A 14,819-nucleotide genomic window follows, 5' to 3' on the forward strand; every position below is an offset into this window, starting at 1 on the left:
TCGGGCGAAAACTTCGGGGACTTCTTCATGGCTCCATTCTCCAGAGTTGGAGCCTCCTCGAAACCCGGGGCGATTCAGGCTGACGCCGCGGCTTCACTTCCGAAGATGAAAGGGATGGGAGCAAGCGAGCGCGCCTCAACGTTGAAAGACGCTGGCTTCCAACAGACGAAGGTCAGTTCTGGGGCGGGCAAGAACGAAACCTGGACTCATGCCGACAAATCTGAGGTCCGCGTGCACCCCTATGGGAATCAGGCTCAGGGAGCCCACAAGTCAGGAAACAATGCGCACGTACACAAGCAGGATCCCCAGGGAAACCAGTTGAACGACAGAGGGGCTGCTAGCACCGATAAGGCACAGACGCACATCGGGCTCCCCAATCCGAAGGACTTTGATACCGTTCGGAATCGGCCAAGCGGCTCGTGAGGACCATATGAGCTACGAATTCGAGATGCAATACGGTATGCACGAGAAGCCTGACCTCGAAAGGCTTGGCGTGGCATTACGTGCTCACCAGGACTATCAGGTCCTCAACGTTACTAGCGAAGTACTGCAAGGCGCATTCGGCGGGGTGATCGTTGATGCGAAATGGCCCGAAGACTTCACGGTTTCGGTGAATGATTCGATGAGGGTGCTCAGCATTCATGGCGGGACGGCACAGCAGCGCCAGCGGCTAGTCGAGGCCCTAAGAAAATTGCTTGAAGACCAAGGTGTCAACTGTGAGTTTGAAGAGTTGTAGGTGACTCGCATCAGGCAAGAGCGTCCAGGCAAGAGGGTCAAAAGCACTTGAGAGGGTCAAGCACTTGAGAGGGTCAGGCCTTAAATCCGAAGGCAAGACCTGACCCTCCACCGTTCTGAGTTTCCAAATTGACAGACCAGGGGCAAGAGGGTCAGGCCTTAAATCTAAAGTGGTCAAGAGGGTCAGGCCTTAAATCTAAAGGCAAGACCTGACCCTCCTCCGTTCTAAGTTTCCAAGAAGTCCAGCGAGCAGACAAACAAGCGCCGTGAGCCAGGTCGCCGACCTTGCATTCATGCATGCCTATCGCCAGACTGAATAGATAAATAGTTAGACAGGCAAACAAACAAATAGAGCGCGGCGCAAAGAAGAAGAAAAGAGAAGAAAAGAGCCAAGAGCAAGAAGGCAAGCAACCAAGCGCGCCCCAACCCCATTTCGGGAGGAGTTTTTCCAATGCAATCGCAATTGCAGTCTCACACTCAAGCTCAAAGCAGCGCCAGGCTTCGCGTCGCAGGCTGCTTTTTGCAATGCCTCATCCTTCTCCTCCTCCTGCTGCCGCTGAGCGCCGCCTTGGCGCCGCGTGCGGCGATGGCCCAAGTGCAGACGGACTACCGCTATGACGCGGCGGGCAATGTCAAGAGCGTCACCCAAAGACCCGTGGGTTCCAGCAACTTGCCGACCCTGTCTACCAGTCTGACCTTTGGCAACGTGGCGGTGGGCAGCAGTGCTACGGCGCAGGCCAGGTTGACCAACGCATCCGGTGACGCGCACGCCGTGCCCGCGCTGAATGCGGGCAGCGTGTCCGGGGATGGGTTTTCGTTTGTCTCGTCAGATTGCCCAGGGACCCTGCCGGATGGATCGTTCTGCTCGATCACGGTGCAGTTCAGGCCAAGCCTTGCGGGTGATGCGAGAGGCAGCCTCAAGGTGCGCATCGCCTCAACGGTTTTGGAAACGGCTTTGTTTGGGAAGGGGGTGGTGTTGACGTCCAAAGCCGTGTTGGTGGGAGGGAACCCGGTCTTGCCATCGCGTTGGTGGAAAGACGGCGCCGGCAATTCGATAGCGACGGTGACTTTGCGCAACGACGGCGGAGCGCCGATGAGCTTGTCGGGGCTGAGCGGTTTGCCCAACCGAGTCGCGGTCACGGGCAACAACTGCAGCTCGGTGGCGCAGGGCAACAGCTGCCAGATGACTTTGACGCTCCAAGTGAACGGGCCCTTGGATTCGTACGGAGACGGCGCCTTCGGTGTGCAGACCCTGGGCGCCCATGAGAACGCCAGCTTCACGGTGACGGCCGACTTGTATGCCGCAATCAGCCAGTGGGAGAACACGGTGCTGAACTTTGGCGATGTGCCGGTGAACAGCAGCAGCCCAGCGCAGGTCCGTAGAGTTCAGAACGTGGGCAACGGCACCATCAATTGGCGGGATGCGCCCTCGGGAGGGTTGAATGGCCAGTTGTCACCACGCTTCACGGCCAGCATGGGCGCTGACTGTGCCGCGGTTGCAAAGAACGGCTTTTGCACAGTCAGCTTGGGCTTCAATCCGACGGCGGTTGGCGTGATCGCGTCGGAAGGTGTCGCGCCCCGCGACATCAGCGGCGCACGCAATTACCTGACGGCGTCCGGAAACGGCGTTGGCAGCGTGAGCTTGATTCAAACCTACCCGGGCGCCGTGGCTGGTGTGAGCCCGGTGGACTGGGGCGTCGCCCAGGTGGGCTTGCCCACGGTGTCTGAGGTCTTTACGTTGCGCAACTCCGGTACCGCTTCGGCCACCAATGTGGAGTTGATCGTGAAGGGCGACGTGTTTGCCTTGCATAGCAAGACCTGCGCCCTGTCTTTGGACCCAGGCGCAACATGCACTTACAAGGTGAGCTTCACGCCTCGTACTTGTACGAACTACGAGGGCAGCTTGATCGCCAAGTCGGCGCAGGGTGAGGCAGTGCCCTTTGCACTCATAGGAAAGGGTGGGTTTGTCCCGCGTGAATCACCTCCTGCGGCGGGCAATGCAAGCAAGCAACCGGACAACCCGTGCTGACTGGGCGAACCGCGCGTGTCGAGGTAGTTGTTGCCTCAGTCATGCAGCCTTGAGCAGAGACTCCTTGCGTTTTGGTTCGTCTTCAACGACGGCGTTACGCTCTGGATTCAGGGTGACGACGCCGAACGGCGACCAGTTGCGGGTGTTCCCAGACCACCGCGCGGGATGCCGCAGCCGAGTCCGCTCTTGGAGCTGCGGCTCAGCGCTGTTGGCGAGCTGCTGGCGAGCCAGGTGCCGACTGCCTACGACAGCAGCTGGCGCAATGTCCTGGCTTGCGTGGTCAATTGAGGTGAACTGAGGGTCTGGGGTAGGTGCGGGCTCAGGGTGGAGCATTCGGCACTTTCAGCCCCAGGCCCCGCAAAATCGGCTCGATCTGCACCCGGTAGAAACGGTCCACCGGCGGCTGGTAGCCGGCGCTGCAGGCGAGCGAGACGCTGCGGCCATCGCGCAGGCCCAGCGCCACCGCCTGGGTCTGACGGCAGCTGTCGAGCAGGGCGCTCAGGGCCTGCGGGTCGCTGAACAAGACGCGGCCGGCCACGCGCCGGGCATACATGCCGGGTTGTAGCGTCTTGCAGTGCTCGGGCATGGCATCGAGGCCGATGCCATCCTCGGCCGGGTAGAGGCTGCGGCGGCCGCCGCAGTCTTCGCGCATCAGCTGGCTGATGGCGTGAATCATCAGCGCGCGGCGATCGTCGGCTGTGGGTTCGCCGGGCTGCAGCATGCCGGTCTCGCGGGCCAGTGCGGCCCAGACCTGTCCCATGGGCTCTTGCTCGCCCAGCAGGCGGGGCAGCCAGCGGGGCTGGCAATCGGCGCGCGGGCCGCCGCATTCGATGGCTTGGGCAAAGTCAGGCCGCGCCTGCGCGCGAACCTCACGGTAGAAGCTGTTGACGCGGGCAAACGACGGCGGCGCTGCGGGCGCCGCGCTGGCCGCAGCCAGCGCGATAGCCGGCAGGCCGCAGCGGTAGGCCAGGCGCGCGCCGCTGATGCGGCCCGGTGGCAGCCGGCCCCAGGCCAGATCGGCCGTGCCCAGCAGGCAGTCGCTCAAGGCCTGATCCAGATCGCGTGCGGCGGCTTCGGGGCTGAGCCAGCCCAGGCGCAGGCCCAGCAGCCAGCGCAGGAACTCGGCGCCGCCCTCGTGGATCAGGCGTTCGTCGCGGTAGTGCTGGGTGTCGAGAAAGGTCTGGAATCGGTGGCTGAACTCGTGCGAGACAAACTGCGTCAGCTCGCTGCGCCGCTCGGCATTCAGCGGCTCGTCCCAGTTGAACAAGGCCAGGCGCAGCACATCGGCGGCATCCCCTTCGTAGTGCGGCGTGCCGCCATTGCGGATCACGGTGGCCGTGATGATGGGCATGCGAAAGGGCGCGTCGGGCAGCTCCTGGCGCAGCAGCTCGATGGTGCCATCGGCCAGGCGCTGGATCAGGGCGATCGTGTCCGGGCTGAGCTTGGGGTCGAGCACGCTGGGCACGCCGCGCTGGCCCTGGCTGTCCGCAGGCTTCTCGCGCAGCAGCAAAACCGCCGTGTCGGCGCCGCGCGCCGGCGGCAGCGTCAGCCCGCCCGCGTGTATCTGGCCTTCGGCAGCCACGGCCGGGGCCCGCACCACCACCTGCAGTGGGCCGCAGGCCGGCGTGGTCGCGAAGTTGCTGGTGTGCGCATACACCGCGGCGTCGCCGATGGGGAAGGCCGGCTGGTAGGCCGGTGTGTGCTGGGTCGTCACCGGCACGCGGAAGCGGGCCGTGCTGCACGCCGCCCGGCTCAGCTGGATCTGGTCTTTGCCGGGATCGATGAGGCTGCAGTCATCGAGCGGCTGCCAGCTGGCGCGCAGAGGCGAATCGGCCGCGGTGCTCTGCTTGGCCAGCGTCAGCGTGCGGCAACTCCCGCTTGGCGTGTAGCGCAGCTCCAGGGCCCCTGGTGAAGCCAGCAAGATCTCAAGCTGCACATCGGCCCAGACCTGGGGGCTGGCGAGTGTCAGCGCGGTGGCCAGCAGCGTGGCCGGGGCACTCGCGCGCTGGCGTCGGCGTGGTGCGGTGGAAGTGGCAGCGGCAGCGGCAGCGGCGGGCTTGAGCGGGTGCTCCATCGTTCTCCTCCATCGGTCTTGTCGTGATCTCTTGCGCGCCGAAAGCATAGCGGCAGAAATCAGCGGGGCCTGCGCGCCCCGACGCTGTGGCGTTAACACTCCTTAAGACCTCGTCACCCGCCCGCATCGCATCATTCGGCCCCGTTTCTTTCCTGAGGCCTTGCGCGAGCGAGGTCTGCATCTTGATCGCTTCCCCATCCCCCACGTCTTCCTCCGCGGGTCTGCCGCCGAGGCTGGGCGCCCTGCGTGGCGCCGATCCCTGTCCGCCACCGCTGCGCCTCGAGCCGCGCCCCATGGCGCGCCGCTGGCCGGCCTGGTTGCGCCAGCTGCAAGGCCGGGCTGACCCGTCCAGCCTCAGCTACGCGGCCTTGCTCACGGCCATTCTTGCGCTGCTTTCGGCCATGCTGATCACAGCCTGGACGAGCTGAACGCGGCGGCCGCAGCAGGCTTTTCCACTCCCCAACAACCCGTCTGAAGTCTCTATGTTCAATCTGAAGCAACGCTACGGCGAATGGGCCATGATCACCGGCGGCAGCAGCGGCATCGGTGCCGCCCTGGCCCGCATCCTGGCGGCGCAAGGCATGCATCTGGTGCTGGTGGCTCGCCGCTCCGATGCCTTGATCGCCTTTGCCGGCGAGCTGACTCGCAAGCACCGTGTGCAGGTGCGCGTCCTGAGTGCCGATCTGGCCACGGCCGAAGGCAGCCGCCAGGTGCTGTCTGCGGTGGAGGACATCGAGGTGGGCCTGCTCGTGCCTTGCGCTGCCGTGGAAGAGCGAGGTTACTTTGTCGAGTGCTCCAACTACCAGCTGGAGTCCATGCTGCAGCTCAATGTGGCCTCGCCGATGATGCTGGTGCGCCGCCTGGGTGCCAAGATGGCCAGTCGCGGGCGTGGCGCCATCCTGCTGGTGTCCAGCCTGTCGGGCTGGATGCCTCAGCCCTATATGGCGCAGTACGGCGCCTGCAAGGCCTATATCGCGGCACTGGGTGCTGCGCTCCACGTGGAGATGAAGGATAAAGGCGTGGATGTCAGCGTGCTCTCTCCCGGCCCCACCGACACGCCCATGGCGGCCGGCACGGGCATCGACTTCGCCAAGATGGGCATGTCCAAGATGTCGCCCCACGAGGTTGCGATGAGTGGGCTTTCGGCGCTAGGTCGTCGTATGGATGCCATCCCCGGCCGAAAGAATCGCCTCATGGCCTGGATGATGAGCCGCCTCATGTCTCGTGCCCGCGCGGCCAATATGTTCAAGCTCATGCTGAAGCGAGCCACTTCGGGCGCTCCGAGCCGCTGAAGCGCCTCAGGGCCAGGGCCCATCCTTCGGGCAATGCTGGCGCGGCGGGACCCGGGCCGCCGTGTCGGCCGCAATCTGGCGCAGCTGGGTTTGCAGCGCGGTGCTGATGCCGTGGAGCTCGGGCAGCAGCGGCAGAAGTGCCAGGGCCGAGTCGCCGGTCAGGGTGGCGTAGAGCATGAGCGCAGCCAGGTGCGCGCCGGCAGCGGCCGAATGGTTGCCGTCGCTGGCATGCAGGCGCAGCTCGGGATGGCGTTGCAGGGCCAGGTCCCAGGCCTGGCCGATGGGCGCCACGCAGGCCGGCTGCTTGCGGGCGATGGACACATGGAGCTCGTAGATCCGAGCGGTCTCGTCGATGCCGCGCCGCGGCCATTCGGGGAAGAGCAGGGGCAGCGCCTGTTGGCGGCGCACCGCCTGCACCCATTGCTCGGCGGCTGCGGTGCTGTAGTGGTAGGCACCGCTGCTGCTGTACTTTTGCGCCTGCAGCACCACGGCCCGCCAGGGCTGGCTGCTCAGCAGCTTCTGGCTCAGCGGGTCGCTCAGGCGCTCGTCGAGAAACAGCCAGTTCGGCGCCTCCACCACAGCCACCGATTGGCCGGGAAATCGGGCCCGCAACAGGCCCTCCAACTGCTGCGGCAGGGCCTGGGCCGAGGTGTGGCTGTTGCCCAGCATCAGCACCGAGATCTCGGCGGCCGGCGGCGCGGAGCTGGGCAGCGCCGGCACCTCCAGCCCAGTTTCCGGGTGGCGCTGCGTTCCACCACAGGCGCTGAGCCCGCAGCAGGTGGCGGCGGCCAAGAGCCAGCCCAGAGCCGGGTGTGAGTGCGGGTGCGGGCGCTTCATGGCAGGTAGCGGTAGAAGGCGGCCGATTCACTGCCCACCGCGTCCGAGGGCTGGCCGAAGCCGCCCATCACGTAGAGGGCGCCTCCTGCCGCCACCGCGCCCAGGCCATGGCTGCGGTAGGGCATGTCGGCCAGGGTGGTCCAGGTCTGGCTGCTCGGCTCGTAGCGCTCCATCGCCGCGCTGACCTCCCCGCCCGGGCCCTCGCCACCCAGCGCGTACAGGCGCCCGTCCAGGGCTACGGCGGCCAAGCCGGCGCGTGCCCGCGGCAGCGGGGGCGCGGAGCTCCAGTGGTCTTCGGCGGGCGAATAGACATCCATGCGGGCCAGGCTGTGCTGGTCGTGGGCGCGTATGCCGGGGGCGCGCCCGCCCAGCAGGTAGAGCTGGCCGCCCAGCGTCACGGCGGCGGCGGCATTGCGCGCCAGCGGCAAGGGGGCAGCGCTGGACCATTGCATGCGGCTCGGGTCCAGCACCGAATGGCTGTCCAGTGAGGCGCTGTTCTGGTTGTTGTAGTTCCAGCCCCCCAGCACATGGACCTGCCCCTCCAGCACGGCGGCGGCCGAAGCAAAGCTGACCCGCGGCAGAGCGGCCGCCAGGCTCCACTGGCCGCGGCCTGCATCCAGCACCTGCAAGGCCAGGCGAGCTTCGCCGCCGATGGCCAGCAAGCGATCGGCCAGGGCAATGGCGGCGACGTTGTCGGTGCCGCGTGGCAGCTCGGGCCCATGACTCCACTGCTGGCTGGCGATGTCGTAGACCAGCACGCTGCGCCGCGTGTCGTAGCCGCCCAGCACATGGATCTTGCCGCCCAGCACCGCCACACCGAACTTGGCCAAGGGCAGGGGCATATCGGGCAGGCGGGTCCAGCCGCGTGTGCGTTCGCCAGCTGCGGCCTCTCTTTCGGCACCTTTTTCGGCACCTCTTTCGGCGCCCGGGGCCGCTTGGGCCCGGGCGGCGCCCCACAGTGCGCTGCCGGCCCAGAGCAGGGCGCTGGCGTTCAGTTGTCGTCGGTTCATGGGGTCTCCTGTCTATGGCTTTGCGAGCTGTTTTGCTGCGCTGCACCTCAGTAGGCCCAAGCCGCGCCCTGCGGGCAAGACGGCGGCGCGCTCGGCGCGCTCCAATCCATGTCTAAAAAATATTTCCTGAACGCTGACAAGCATTTAGTTGCGCTGAAGCTCGGCCTGGCGAGCCGGGCCGGGCCTCAGCGCAGGTGCATCAGATCCGCCACGGCCGTGTTGGACAGCTCCACCCAGGCGCTGCCGTCGGCGGCGAGGCTGAAACGCGCCAGCTCGGGGAAGGTGCCCAGCGGGTGAGCGCTCAAGACCGTTTGGCGCCCCTTGCCGAGCTCGAAGCGCCGGAAGCGCTCTCGGCTGCCACGGCTCAGCACGAGCAGGGCGCCGTCCGGGCTCAGCTGCCAATCCACCAGGCTTTCTTCCGGCGGCAGCCCCGGCAGGTCTCGCTCCTGCCCCTCGGCGCTGCGCAGGCGCAGGCGTTGGCTGCCGCGAGCCTGGTAGACCAGGCTTCGGCCATCGGCGGCCCACTGCACCTGGGGGCCAGGCACCTGCTCGGTGCGCAGCGCTTGCGGCGCCTGGCTGCCGTCGGCACGGAAGCGCCACAGCTGCCAGCCGCCACCCCGGTCGCTGGCGACGACGAACTCCCGCCCCCCAGGGTGCCAGCTCGCCCGGCCGTACTCGGCCGCATCGGCCGTCAGGGCTTGCACCTCGGTCCCGGCCCGCTCGAGGCGGCACAAACCCATGCGCTTGCCGGGCCCGCAGCTGCCGGCGAAGACCAGCTGGCTCGCGTCTGGCGAAACGGCCGGGCTGCTGCTCAGGCCTTCCAGCGCGGTCAGGCGGCGGGGCGGGGTCGAGTCCGAGTCGGCCCACCAGATCTCGGGGTGGCCGGTCCGGTTCGAGACAAAAGCCAGGCCCTGACCCGCGGCCGTAGGTGCGCGGTCATTGGCGACCGAGCTGATGGCGCGCTCCGGCACGCCCGAGCCCCAGCGCAGGCGGGCAATGCTGGTGTGCGCCCGTAGCAGGGCATAGACGATGCTGCCATCGGCATTGCGTTTGGGCGCACTGCCCTCCAGACCCAGCGGCCGGGCGCTGGCGCGGGCGGGATCCCAGTGCAAGAGCATCCGGCGGTCTTGCTGGGTGGCGGAAAACACCAGCTCTCGGCCCTGGCCGCGGTAGCTGATGCCATGCAAGCCGTAAAGCTTGAGCTGGCTGAGGCGTGTGAGGGCGCCTGAAGCCAGCGTCAGCTCATGGAGGTCTCGGCTGCCGTCGGCCGGGTCCTGGCGGGCAAAGGCGAGATGGCGGCTGTCGGCCGACCAGGCGGGCTGGTGGTCGGCCATGGCGGCAGGCGGCGCGCTGCTCAGGCGGCGCAAGCCGCTGCCATCCGGGGCAATCAGGAACAGGCCGCCCACGCCCTCGGCCGTGGCGCTGAAGGCCAGCCAGCGGCCGTCGGGCGACCAGTCCAGGGTGGGCGTGAACAGGGCCTGGCAAGCGGCCAGCGCCTGCCGGCTCTGCGTTGCCAGCCGGTAGATCCAGAGTGTGCAGCTGCCGTCGGACTGGGTGGCCACATAGGCCAGGGCCTGCCCGTCCGGCGCCCAGGCCAGGCCGCTGACCTCTTCGTCGATCGGGCTGATGGCCCGGGCCGCGGCAGCGCCGTCGGCCGCCGCTCGCAGGTACAGGCGACCCACGCCCTGACCCTGCCACCAGGCAAAGGCCAGCTGGCTGCCATCGGGCGAGAGCTGGCCCAGATACTCCTGCCCCGGGGCTTGGGACAGCGGCTGTGCCTGGGGCAAGTGCGATGGGGCCTCGGGCGTCTGGACGGTGTTGCTGTTGCTGCTGCTGGCCGTCAGGGTGCTCCAGGCCCACCCGCCCAGTGCGGCGAGGCCGGTGACCAGCAGGGCAGCCGCCCACCTCGGGCCGTGGCGCGGGCCGGTGGGTGGGGTGATTGCGGGGGCCGGGTCGACTGCTGCGACGGGTGGCAGGGAGGCGGAAGGGTCTGCCACCGTGGCGGTTTCCTCCACCCGGGTGATGGCCGACACCGGTGCGATCAAGCGGTAGCCTTTCTTGGCCACCGTCTCCAGATAGCGCGGCGAATCGGGGTCGTCGCCCAGCGCCTGGCGCAGGGCCCAGACCGCGGTGTTGATGGCCTTGGGGGCGACAAACTGATTGCCGTCCCAGATGCGGGCCACGATCTCGTCGCGGCTGACGGTTTCGCCCGGGTGGCGCGCCAACAGCACGAGCAAGGCCATGGCCTTGTGCCGCAAGGCGCGCGTCTCCTCGCCGCGCTGCAGGCGGTTGCCGGCGGCGTCGACGATCCATTCGCCCAGCTGGAATCGCTCGTGTTCGGGGTTCTTCAGCATGCTCAAACGTGGTGTCAGCGCCGTGCGCGCGCGCGTGCCGCGGACGGGGCGCTGCGACTTGGGCCCCGCATCCGGTGTGGTGGTCTCGCGCAGGATTATGGCCACTCGCCAGCTCGCCCTGGCCACGAAGGGCAGGGCGCTGTTCGGCCCGGCCGGTGTCAGATAGGCTGCACAAAATCGGCCAGACGCCGTAGAGTTCGAGCGCTAGCAGGCGATGCCAGGCAGGGGGGCTTTGAGTCCGCCATTCGGCACGCCCCGACGCTTCCGTTCTGAGCAAGCCCAGGGCCGCTCCCGGTGGGCTTGCGCTTTGACAGGCAGGTGGCTATGGCTGTGATCTCGGACGCCTTCGACTACCGCGAGGCCTTCTCGCGCAATTTGGGCTGGTTCAGCGAGGCGGAGCAGCAGCGGCTGCGCAGCTGCCGTGTGGCCATCGGCGGCCTGGGCGGCGTGGGCGGCAGCCATGCGATCACGCTGGCGCGCCTCGGGGTGGGGCAGTTCACGTTGTCGGATCTGGATGTCTTCGACTGGCCGAACATGAACCGCCAGGCCGGCGCCTTTGCGTCCACCATCGGTCAGCCGAAGCTGGACGCTATGGCCCGCACGCTGCAGGACATCAACCCAGAGGTGCAGTTGCGTCAGCTGCCCGGTGGCATCAACGAGGGCAATCTCGAGGAGTTCCTGGCGGGCGCCGATCTGTATGTGGACAGCCTGGACATCTTTGCGTTGCCCCTGCGTCGCCAGGTGTTTGCGCGCTGCCGTGCCCTGGGCATTCCGGCCATCACGGCGGCGCCCATGGGCATGGGCACGGCGTTCCTGGCCTTTCTGCCCGGCGGCATGAGCTTCGAGGACTACTTCTGTCTCGATGGCCACAGCTTCGAAGACCAGGTGTTGAAGTTCATCGTCGGCGTTTCGCCCTCCATGCAGCAGCGGCATTACCTGCTGACCGCTCGCACGGTCGATCTGTTTGAGAAGAAGGTGCCGTCCACCGCCATCGGCATCGAGTTGGCGGCCGGGGTGGCGTGTGCCAATGCAGTCAAGCTGCTGCTGGGCCGTGGTGATGTGCTGAGCGCTCCGCGCGGTCTGCACTTTGATGCCTACCGCAACAACTTCACAAGCACCTGGCGCCCCTTCGGCAACCGCCACCCGCTGCAGCGCCTGATGTTCTGGGCCATGCAGCGGCGGCTGCGTCAGGCGCGGGCCTGAGCGGCGGGGGGGCGACGCCCCGTTCGCACGCGCCAACCACGTTCTCCCGACACAGGGTTGGTGTCTCACTTGATCCGTCAGGCCGAGCTGAGGTCAAGCGGCGCGGGCCTCACGCAGTCTGCATGCGGCGCGCGCGTTGACGCCGATGCGCGCCCCAGGCCGTGTGGCTCAGCCAGAACAGCAGCAATGCCAGGATCACCAGCGCCGGCACAAACAGCAAGCCGGACTTCTGCACCGCCTTCGGGAAGACCTGGGGCTGACCCAGGAACAGCGAGTTGGCGGCGATGAACAAGGCGATCGTCATGCGCCAGAGATGGCGCGCCAGGCGGGTGGCGCCCGTGACGCCGCGCTGGATGATCAGGCGCAAATCCCCCACCGCCGCCAAGCTGCCGATGATCGCGAACAGGGCGAACGCAGCGCCCGGCTGGCCGTCCAGCATGCCGCGCGGGCTTTGCATGGCGAGCCAGAAGAAGTAGGCACCCGCGCCGGTGATGCCCAGCGAGGTCAGCAAGAGGCCGTGCTCGAAGCTGCCCACTTCACCTGGCTTGCGTTTGACAGCCAGCCACGAACTCAAGACCAGATAGAAGGTCAAGACGCCCGCAATCAGCGAGGCGCGCTCGGGCGTGGGCAAGAAGGGCGCCACGCAGGCGCCGATGCCGGACATGATCAGCATCGACGCGACAAACACCTTGCCGATCAAGCGATGCAGCGCCGTGCCCTTGCGGAACACAAAGGCCGCCGCGCCCGACGCGATCCCGAGGCTGCCGGCGCCGATATGTGCGTACAACAAGGCCGCTGCGGCGGCATGGACCAGGGGGGAGCTCTCGGGGCTGATGTAGAGGGTGGCCATGTTTGAAGAACGCTCAGTTGAGGTGTTTGGAGGAGGGCAGGAGGGGCTGAGGTGATCGGTCTGTCAGTGCTGCCGCGCGAAGAATTCCCAGATCAGGGCCGGGCCGTTCGGCGCCATCGGCGAGGGGCCCAAGAGCCGCGGGCGCTGCGCGTAGGGCTGTGGCAGACCATGTCCGCCGCCATGAATGGTCACCAGTTCCACCTCGGCCTTGCCTTCGCCGCCCTGCTTGCCGCTGCGCGTGTGGGCGGGGCTCCAGCGCTTGTGTTCGACACGAACACCGCCAGCGACCACGGTTTCCAGGGTCTGGGGCGCGCCGTTCAGATGCGCCCAATCGGCGAAGAACTGTGCCGATGCGCGCGATGAAATGACCGGGCCGCCTTGGTAGAACATGCCCAGCAGATTGATCTCGCCGCCGGCGTAGGGAACCAGCGGGTCCTCGCTGCCGTTCATGATCATCACCGAGGTGGCCTTTTGCGCCGCCGGCTTGCACTGGAAGTTCTGCGGCGCAGGCACATTGGCGACCACGGCTGCCACCGCCTTGTAGCGCTCCGGCTGCTCGAGCGCCAAGCGCATCACCATCGAGCCGCCGTTGGACACGCCGGCCACAAACACACGGGCCGGGTCCAGCGCCAGCTCGGCGACCAGGTGGTCCACCAGGCTGGCCAGAAAGCCCACATCGTCGCTGCTGACGCCGTTCAGCTCCTTGTCGCCGATGCGGCTGCAGTCGTTCCAGTCGAAGGCGAAGGATTTGGGGTAGACGAGGGCGAAGCCGTGCTGGTCGGCCAGGCGCTCGAAGGCGTAACCCGTGGCGACGCGGATCTGACCCGGGCCCTCGCCCGAGCCGTGCAACACCAAGACCAGCGGCGCGCCCGGTGGCAGGTCTTTGGGCACATAGCTCCGGTAGCTGCGTTTGACGCCGGCCACGTCGAGGGTGCCCTGGCTCAATTGGCCGGACAGCGGCGGCAGTTCGGGTTCGGGCGTGTAGAGGAAATAGCCGAGCAGGCCGGCCAGCAGGGGCAGCAGGGCCAGGAGGATCAAGCTGCCTCGCAGCAGCCAACGCAAAACTCTTTTCATGACAAGGTGCTCGCATGGGTTCAGGGGGCGACTGTGCCGGCAGGTTGGGGCCGCGGCCAAGCCATGCGGGATCGGCGACGCCCCTACCAGGATGAGTGACGCCCCGCCGCGACGAGTGGCGCCGGCGGCCACCGAGCGGCGCTTCGCGTCATTCATCCCCTCTCAACGGGCTTGAAAACCCGCAGCCCGTCGCTCGTCGGAGCGGCCGTCGGGGCACTTGGGTCGCTCAACACAATGGCCCCGCCTTCTTGCATCCAGCAGCAGCAAGCGTTGCCGCGGCCTGCTGCTCGTCGAACCCCGAAACAGCGAAGTCTCAGCCGATATGAACATCCATTTCCAGGCGCCACGCCAAGCCCTCTCGATTCGCGCCTCCTTGCTCACGCTGGCCCTGGCCGCGTCCCTGGGCAGCGCACAGGCCGCCGTCTTCAAGGATGCGCAGCTGGAAGCGCTGCAAGACGCTGGCAAGTACAGCGAGCTGGAGCAACTGGCCCAAGCGCGCCTGAGCACCCATGCGGTCGACGCTGAGGCCAGCGCCGCCCTGTCCTTGGCAATGAGCCTCAGCGCCGCTGGTGAGGCCAAGCGGCTCGACGCCGGCGCCAAGCAGGCCAGGCTCTGTGTAGAGCAGCATCCGAATGTGGCGGTCTGCCATCTCGCGATGGCACAGAACCTGGGTCAGCAGATGCTCAGCGTGGGCATGTTCAAGGCCATGCGCATGGTGGACAGCTTGAAGGCGTCCTGGATCCGCAGCTTGGAGCTGGACCCGAGCAGCTTCACCGGCCGCGTGCAACTGGCCAAGCTCTACCTGACGGTGCCCGGCATGATGGGCGGCAGCGTCAGCAAGGCCAAGGAGTTGGAGTCCGCCGTGCGCAGCAGCCAGCCCGAAACGGCGCGGCTGATCCGTGTCTTCATCGCCGCCGAGGCCAGGAAATGGGACGAGATGGAGCGCGAGTTGGCGCTGCTCAAGCCCAGCAAGGAGTCGGCCGTGCAGGACGAAGTGCGCGAAGCCACCCTGCAGCTGGCTCAGCAGTTTCTGAAGGACGGCAAAGACCTGGACAAGGCCAGGCGCTTGTACGAGGGCCTGCTGCGTGATCAACCCAGCAAGGCTGGCGGCCACTACGGCCTGGCCCGCGTGCTGGCCGCGCAGGGCCAGACAGACGAGGCGATTCGCTACCTGGAGCGGGCCAGGACGCTGGGCGGCGCTGACGAACTGCCCGTCGATCACCGCCTCGGTGATGCCTATCTGGCCAAGGGCGACAAGGCGCAGGCCAAGGCGGCGTACGAGCGTTTCATTGCCAACAAGCGTGCCAACCCGGCCAATGTCGAGGACGCTCGCAAGAGCCTGGCCAAGCTCGGCTGAAGAC

The 14,819-nt window shown here is 67.0% G+C and carries 14 protein-coding genes; 8 read left to right on the forward strand and 6 right to left on the reverse strand.

Translation table 11 applies throughout. The annotated features are described in order from the left end of the window. The 4 genes from AC1Q6P_RS23425 to AC1Q6P_RS23440 form a co-directional block, all read left to right on the forward strand. Positions 1–423 (forward strand): hypothetical protein (locus tag AC1Q6P_RS23425; RefSeq protein ID WP_492666188.1); only part of this gene is annotated, 423 nt, incomplete at its 5' end. A 7-nt stretch (positions 424–430) separates the two neighbouring features. Further along, positions 431–736 carry a hypothetical protein gene (locus AC1Q6P_RS23430; protein ID WP_492666187.1) on the forward strand — a complete coding sequence of 102 codons (306 nt, stop codon included), beginning with the start codon at positions 431–433 and terminating at the stop codon, positions 734–736. Between the two features lie 450 nt (positions 737–1,186). Then, complete coding sequence (locus AC1Q6P_RS23435; protein WP_492666186.1) at positions 1,187–2,764, forward strand: choice-of-anchor D domain-containing protein; 1,578 nt, start codon at positions 1,187–1,189, stop codon at positions 2,762–2,764. A 165-nt stretch (positions 2,765–2,929) separates the two neighbouring features. Further along, positions 2,930–3,052, forward strand: a complete 123-nt coding sequence (locus AC1Q6P_RS23440; protein ID WP_492666191.1) for a hypothetical protein — start codon at positions 2,930–2,932, stop codon at positions 3,050–3,052. Positions 3,053–3,083: 31 nt separating this feature from the next. Here the strand turns inward: AC1Q6P_RS23440 and AC1Q6P_RS23445 are convergent, their stop codons facing one another. Continuing rightward, on the reverse strand, positions 3,084–4,838 hold the full coding sequence (locus AC1Q6P_RS23445; protein ID WP_492666185.1) for a hypothetical protein: 1,755 nt from the start codon (positions 4,836–4,838) through the stop codon (positions 3,084–3,086). Between the two features lie 293 nt (positions 4,839–5,131). Here AC1Q6P_RS23445 and AC1Q6P_RS23450 point away from each other — a divergent pair, with 293 nt between their 5' ends. Next, positions 5,132–5,266 carry a hypothetical protein gene (locus AC1Q6P_RS23450; protein ID WP_492666184.1) on the forward strand — a complete coding sequence of 45 codons (135 nt, stop codon included), beginning with the start codon at positions 5,132–5,134 and terminating at the stop codon, positions 5,264–5,266. 54 nt (positions 5,267–5,320) lie between these two features. Beyond that, a complete protein-coding gene (locus AC1Q6P_RS23455; protein WP_492666183.1) occupies positions 5,321–6,130 on the forward strand; it encodes an SDR family NAD(P)-dependent oxidoreductase in 810 nt (269 codons plus the stop codon). Between the two features lie 6 nt (positions 6,131–6,136). On the opposite strand, the gene AC1Q6P_RS23460 is transcribed toward AC1Q6P_RS23455, so the two are convergent. The 3 genes from AC1Q6P_RS23460 to AC1Q6P_RS23470 form a co-directional block, all read right to left on the reverse strand. Continuing rightward, positions 6,137–6,967 carry a hypothetical protein gene (locus tag AC1Q6P_RS23460; protein ID WP_492666182.1) on the reverse strand — a complete coding sequence of 277 codons (831 nt, stop codon included), beginning with the start codon at positions 6,965–6,967 and terminating at the stop codon, positions 6,137–6,139. Then, positions 6,964–7,977 carry a Kelch repeat-containing protein gene (locus AC1Q6P_RS23465; protein ID WP_492666181.1) on the reverse strand — a complete coding sequence of 338 codons (1,014 nt, stop codon included), beginning with the start codon at positions 7,975–7,977 and terminating at the stop codon, positions 6,964–6,966. Before AC1Q6P_RS23465 ends, AC1Q6P_RS23460 begins: the two co-directional genes overlap by 4 nt. A gap of 185 nt (positions 7,978–8,162) precedes the next feature. After that, on the reverse strand, positions 8,163–10,331 hold the full coding sequence (locus AC1Q6P_RS23470; RefSeq protein WP_492703354.1) for a winged helix-turn-helix domain-containing protein: 2,169 nt from the start codon (positions 10,329–10,331) through the stop codon (positions 8,163–8,165). Between the two features lie 324 nt (positions 10,332–10,655). Between AC1Q6P_RS23470 and AC1Q6P_RS23475 the strand changes: the two genes are divergently transcribed. Next, on the forward strand, positions 10,656–11,534 hold the full coding sequence (locus AC1Q6P_RS23475) for a ThiF family adenylyltransferase (protein ID WP_171827526.1): 879 nt from the start codon (positions 10,656–10,658) through the stop codon (positions 11,532–11,534). A gap of 109 nt (positions 11,535–11,643) precedes the next feature. Here the strand turns inward: AC1Q6P_RS23475 and AC1Q6P_RS23480 are convergent, their stop codons facing one another. Both AC1Q6P_RS23480 and AC1Q6P_RS23485 read right to left on the reverse strand, forming a co-directional pair. Further along, positions 11,644–12,384, reverse strand: a complete 741-nt coding sequence (locus tag AC1Q6P_RS23480) for a hypothetical protein (RefSeq protein WP_492666179.1) — start codon at positions 12,382–12,384, stop codon at positions 11,644–11,646. Positions 12,385–12,447: 63 nt separating this feature from the next. After that, entirely contained in the window at positions 12,448–13,458 is a 1,011-nt protein-coding gene (locus AC1Q6P_RS23485; protein WP_492666178.1) for a CE1 family esterase, read from the reverse strand. A gap of 322 nt (positions 13,459–13,780) precedes the next feature. On the opposite strand from AC1Q6P_RS23485, the gene AC1Q6P_RS23490 reads away from it, so the two are divergent. Further along, positions 13,781–14,815 carry a tetratricopeptide repeat protein gene (locus tag AC1Q6P_RS23490; protein ID WP_492666177.1) on the forward strand — a complete coding sequence of 345 codons (1,035 nt, stop codon included), beginning with the start codon at positions 13,781–13,783 and terminating at the stop codon, positions 14,813–14,815. The last annotated feature ends 4 nt before the right edge of the window (positions 14,816–14,819 follow it).

The organism is Roseateles sp. GW835-FHT13E02 (assembly GCF_058794035.1).

What these genes read in the sequence shown, in the direction of transcription:
- AC1Q6P_RS23465 (WP_492666181.1), bottom strand. Translation starts at nt 7,977, where the DNA reads ATGAACCGACGACAACTGAACGCCAGCGCCCTGCTCTGGGCCGGCAGC.
- AC1Q6P_RS23430 (WP_492666187.1), top strand. Translation starts at nt 431, where the DNA reads ATGAGCTACGAATTCGAGATGCAATACGGTATGCACGAGAAGCCTGAC.
- AC1Q6P_RS23480 (WP_492666179.1), bottom strand. Translation starts at nt 12,384, where the DNA reads ATGGCCACCCTCTACATCAGCCCCGAGAGCTCCCCCCTGGTCCATGCC.
- AC1Q6P_RS23485 (WP_492666178.1), bottom strand. Translation starts at nt 13,458, where the DNA reads ATGAAAAGAGTTTTGCGTTGGCTGCTGCGAGGCAGCTTGATCCTCCTG.
- AC1Q6P_RS23450 (WP_492666184.1), top strand. Translation starts at nt 5,132, where the DNA reads ATGGCGCGCCGCTGGCCGGCCTGGTTGCGCCAGCTGCAAGGCCGGGCT.
- AC1Q6P_RS23435 (WP_492666186.1), top strand. Translation starts at nt 1,187, where the DNA reads ATGCAATCGCAATTGCAGTCTCACACTCAAGCTCAAAGCAGCGCCAGG.
- AC1Q6P_RS23455 (WP_492666183.1), top strand. Translation starts at nt 5,321, where the DNA reads ATGTTCAATCTGAAGCAACGCTACGGCGAATGGGCCATGATCACCGGC.
- AC1Q6P_RS23475 (WP_171827526.1), top strand. Translation starts at nt 10,656, where the DNA reads ATGGCTGTGATCTCGGACGCCTTCGACTACCGCGAGGCCTTCTCGCGC.
- AC1Q6P_RS23490 (WP_492666177.1), top strand. Translation starts at nt 13,781, where the DNA reads ATGAACATCCATTTCCAGGCGCCACGCCAAGCCCTCTCGATTCGCGCC.
- AC1Q6P_RS23440 (WP_492666191.1), top strand. Translation starts at nt 2,930, where the DNA reads ATGCCGCAGCCGAGTCCGCTCTTGGAGCTGCGGCTCAGCGCTGTTGGC.
- AC1Q6P_RS23460 (WP_492666182.1), bottom strand. Translation starts at nt 6,967, where the DNA reads ATGAAGCGCCCGCACCCGCACTCACACCCGGCTCTGGGCTGGCTCTTG.
- AC1Q6P_RS23445 (WP_492666185.1), bottom strand. Translation starts at nt 4,838, where the DNA reads ATGGAGCACCCGCTCAAGCCCGCCGCTGCCGCTGCCGCTGCCACTTCC.
- AC1Q6P_RS23470 (WP_492703354.1), bottom strand. Translation starts at nt 10,331, where the DNA reads ATGCTGAAGAACCCCGAACACGAGCGATTCCAGCTGGGCGAATGGATC.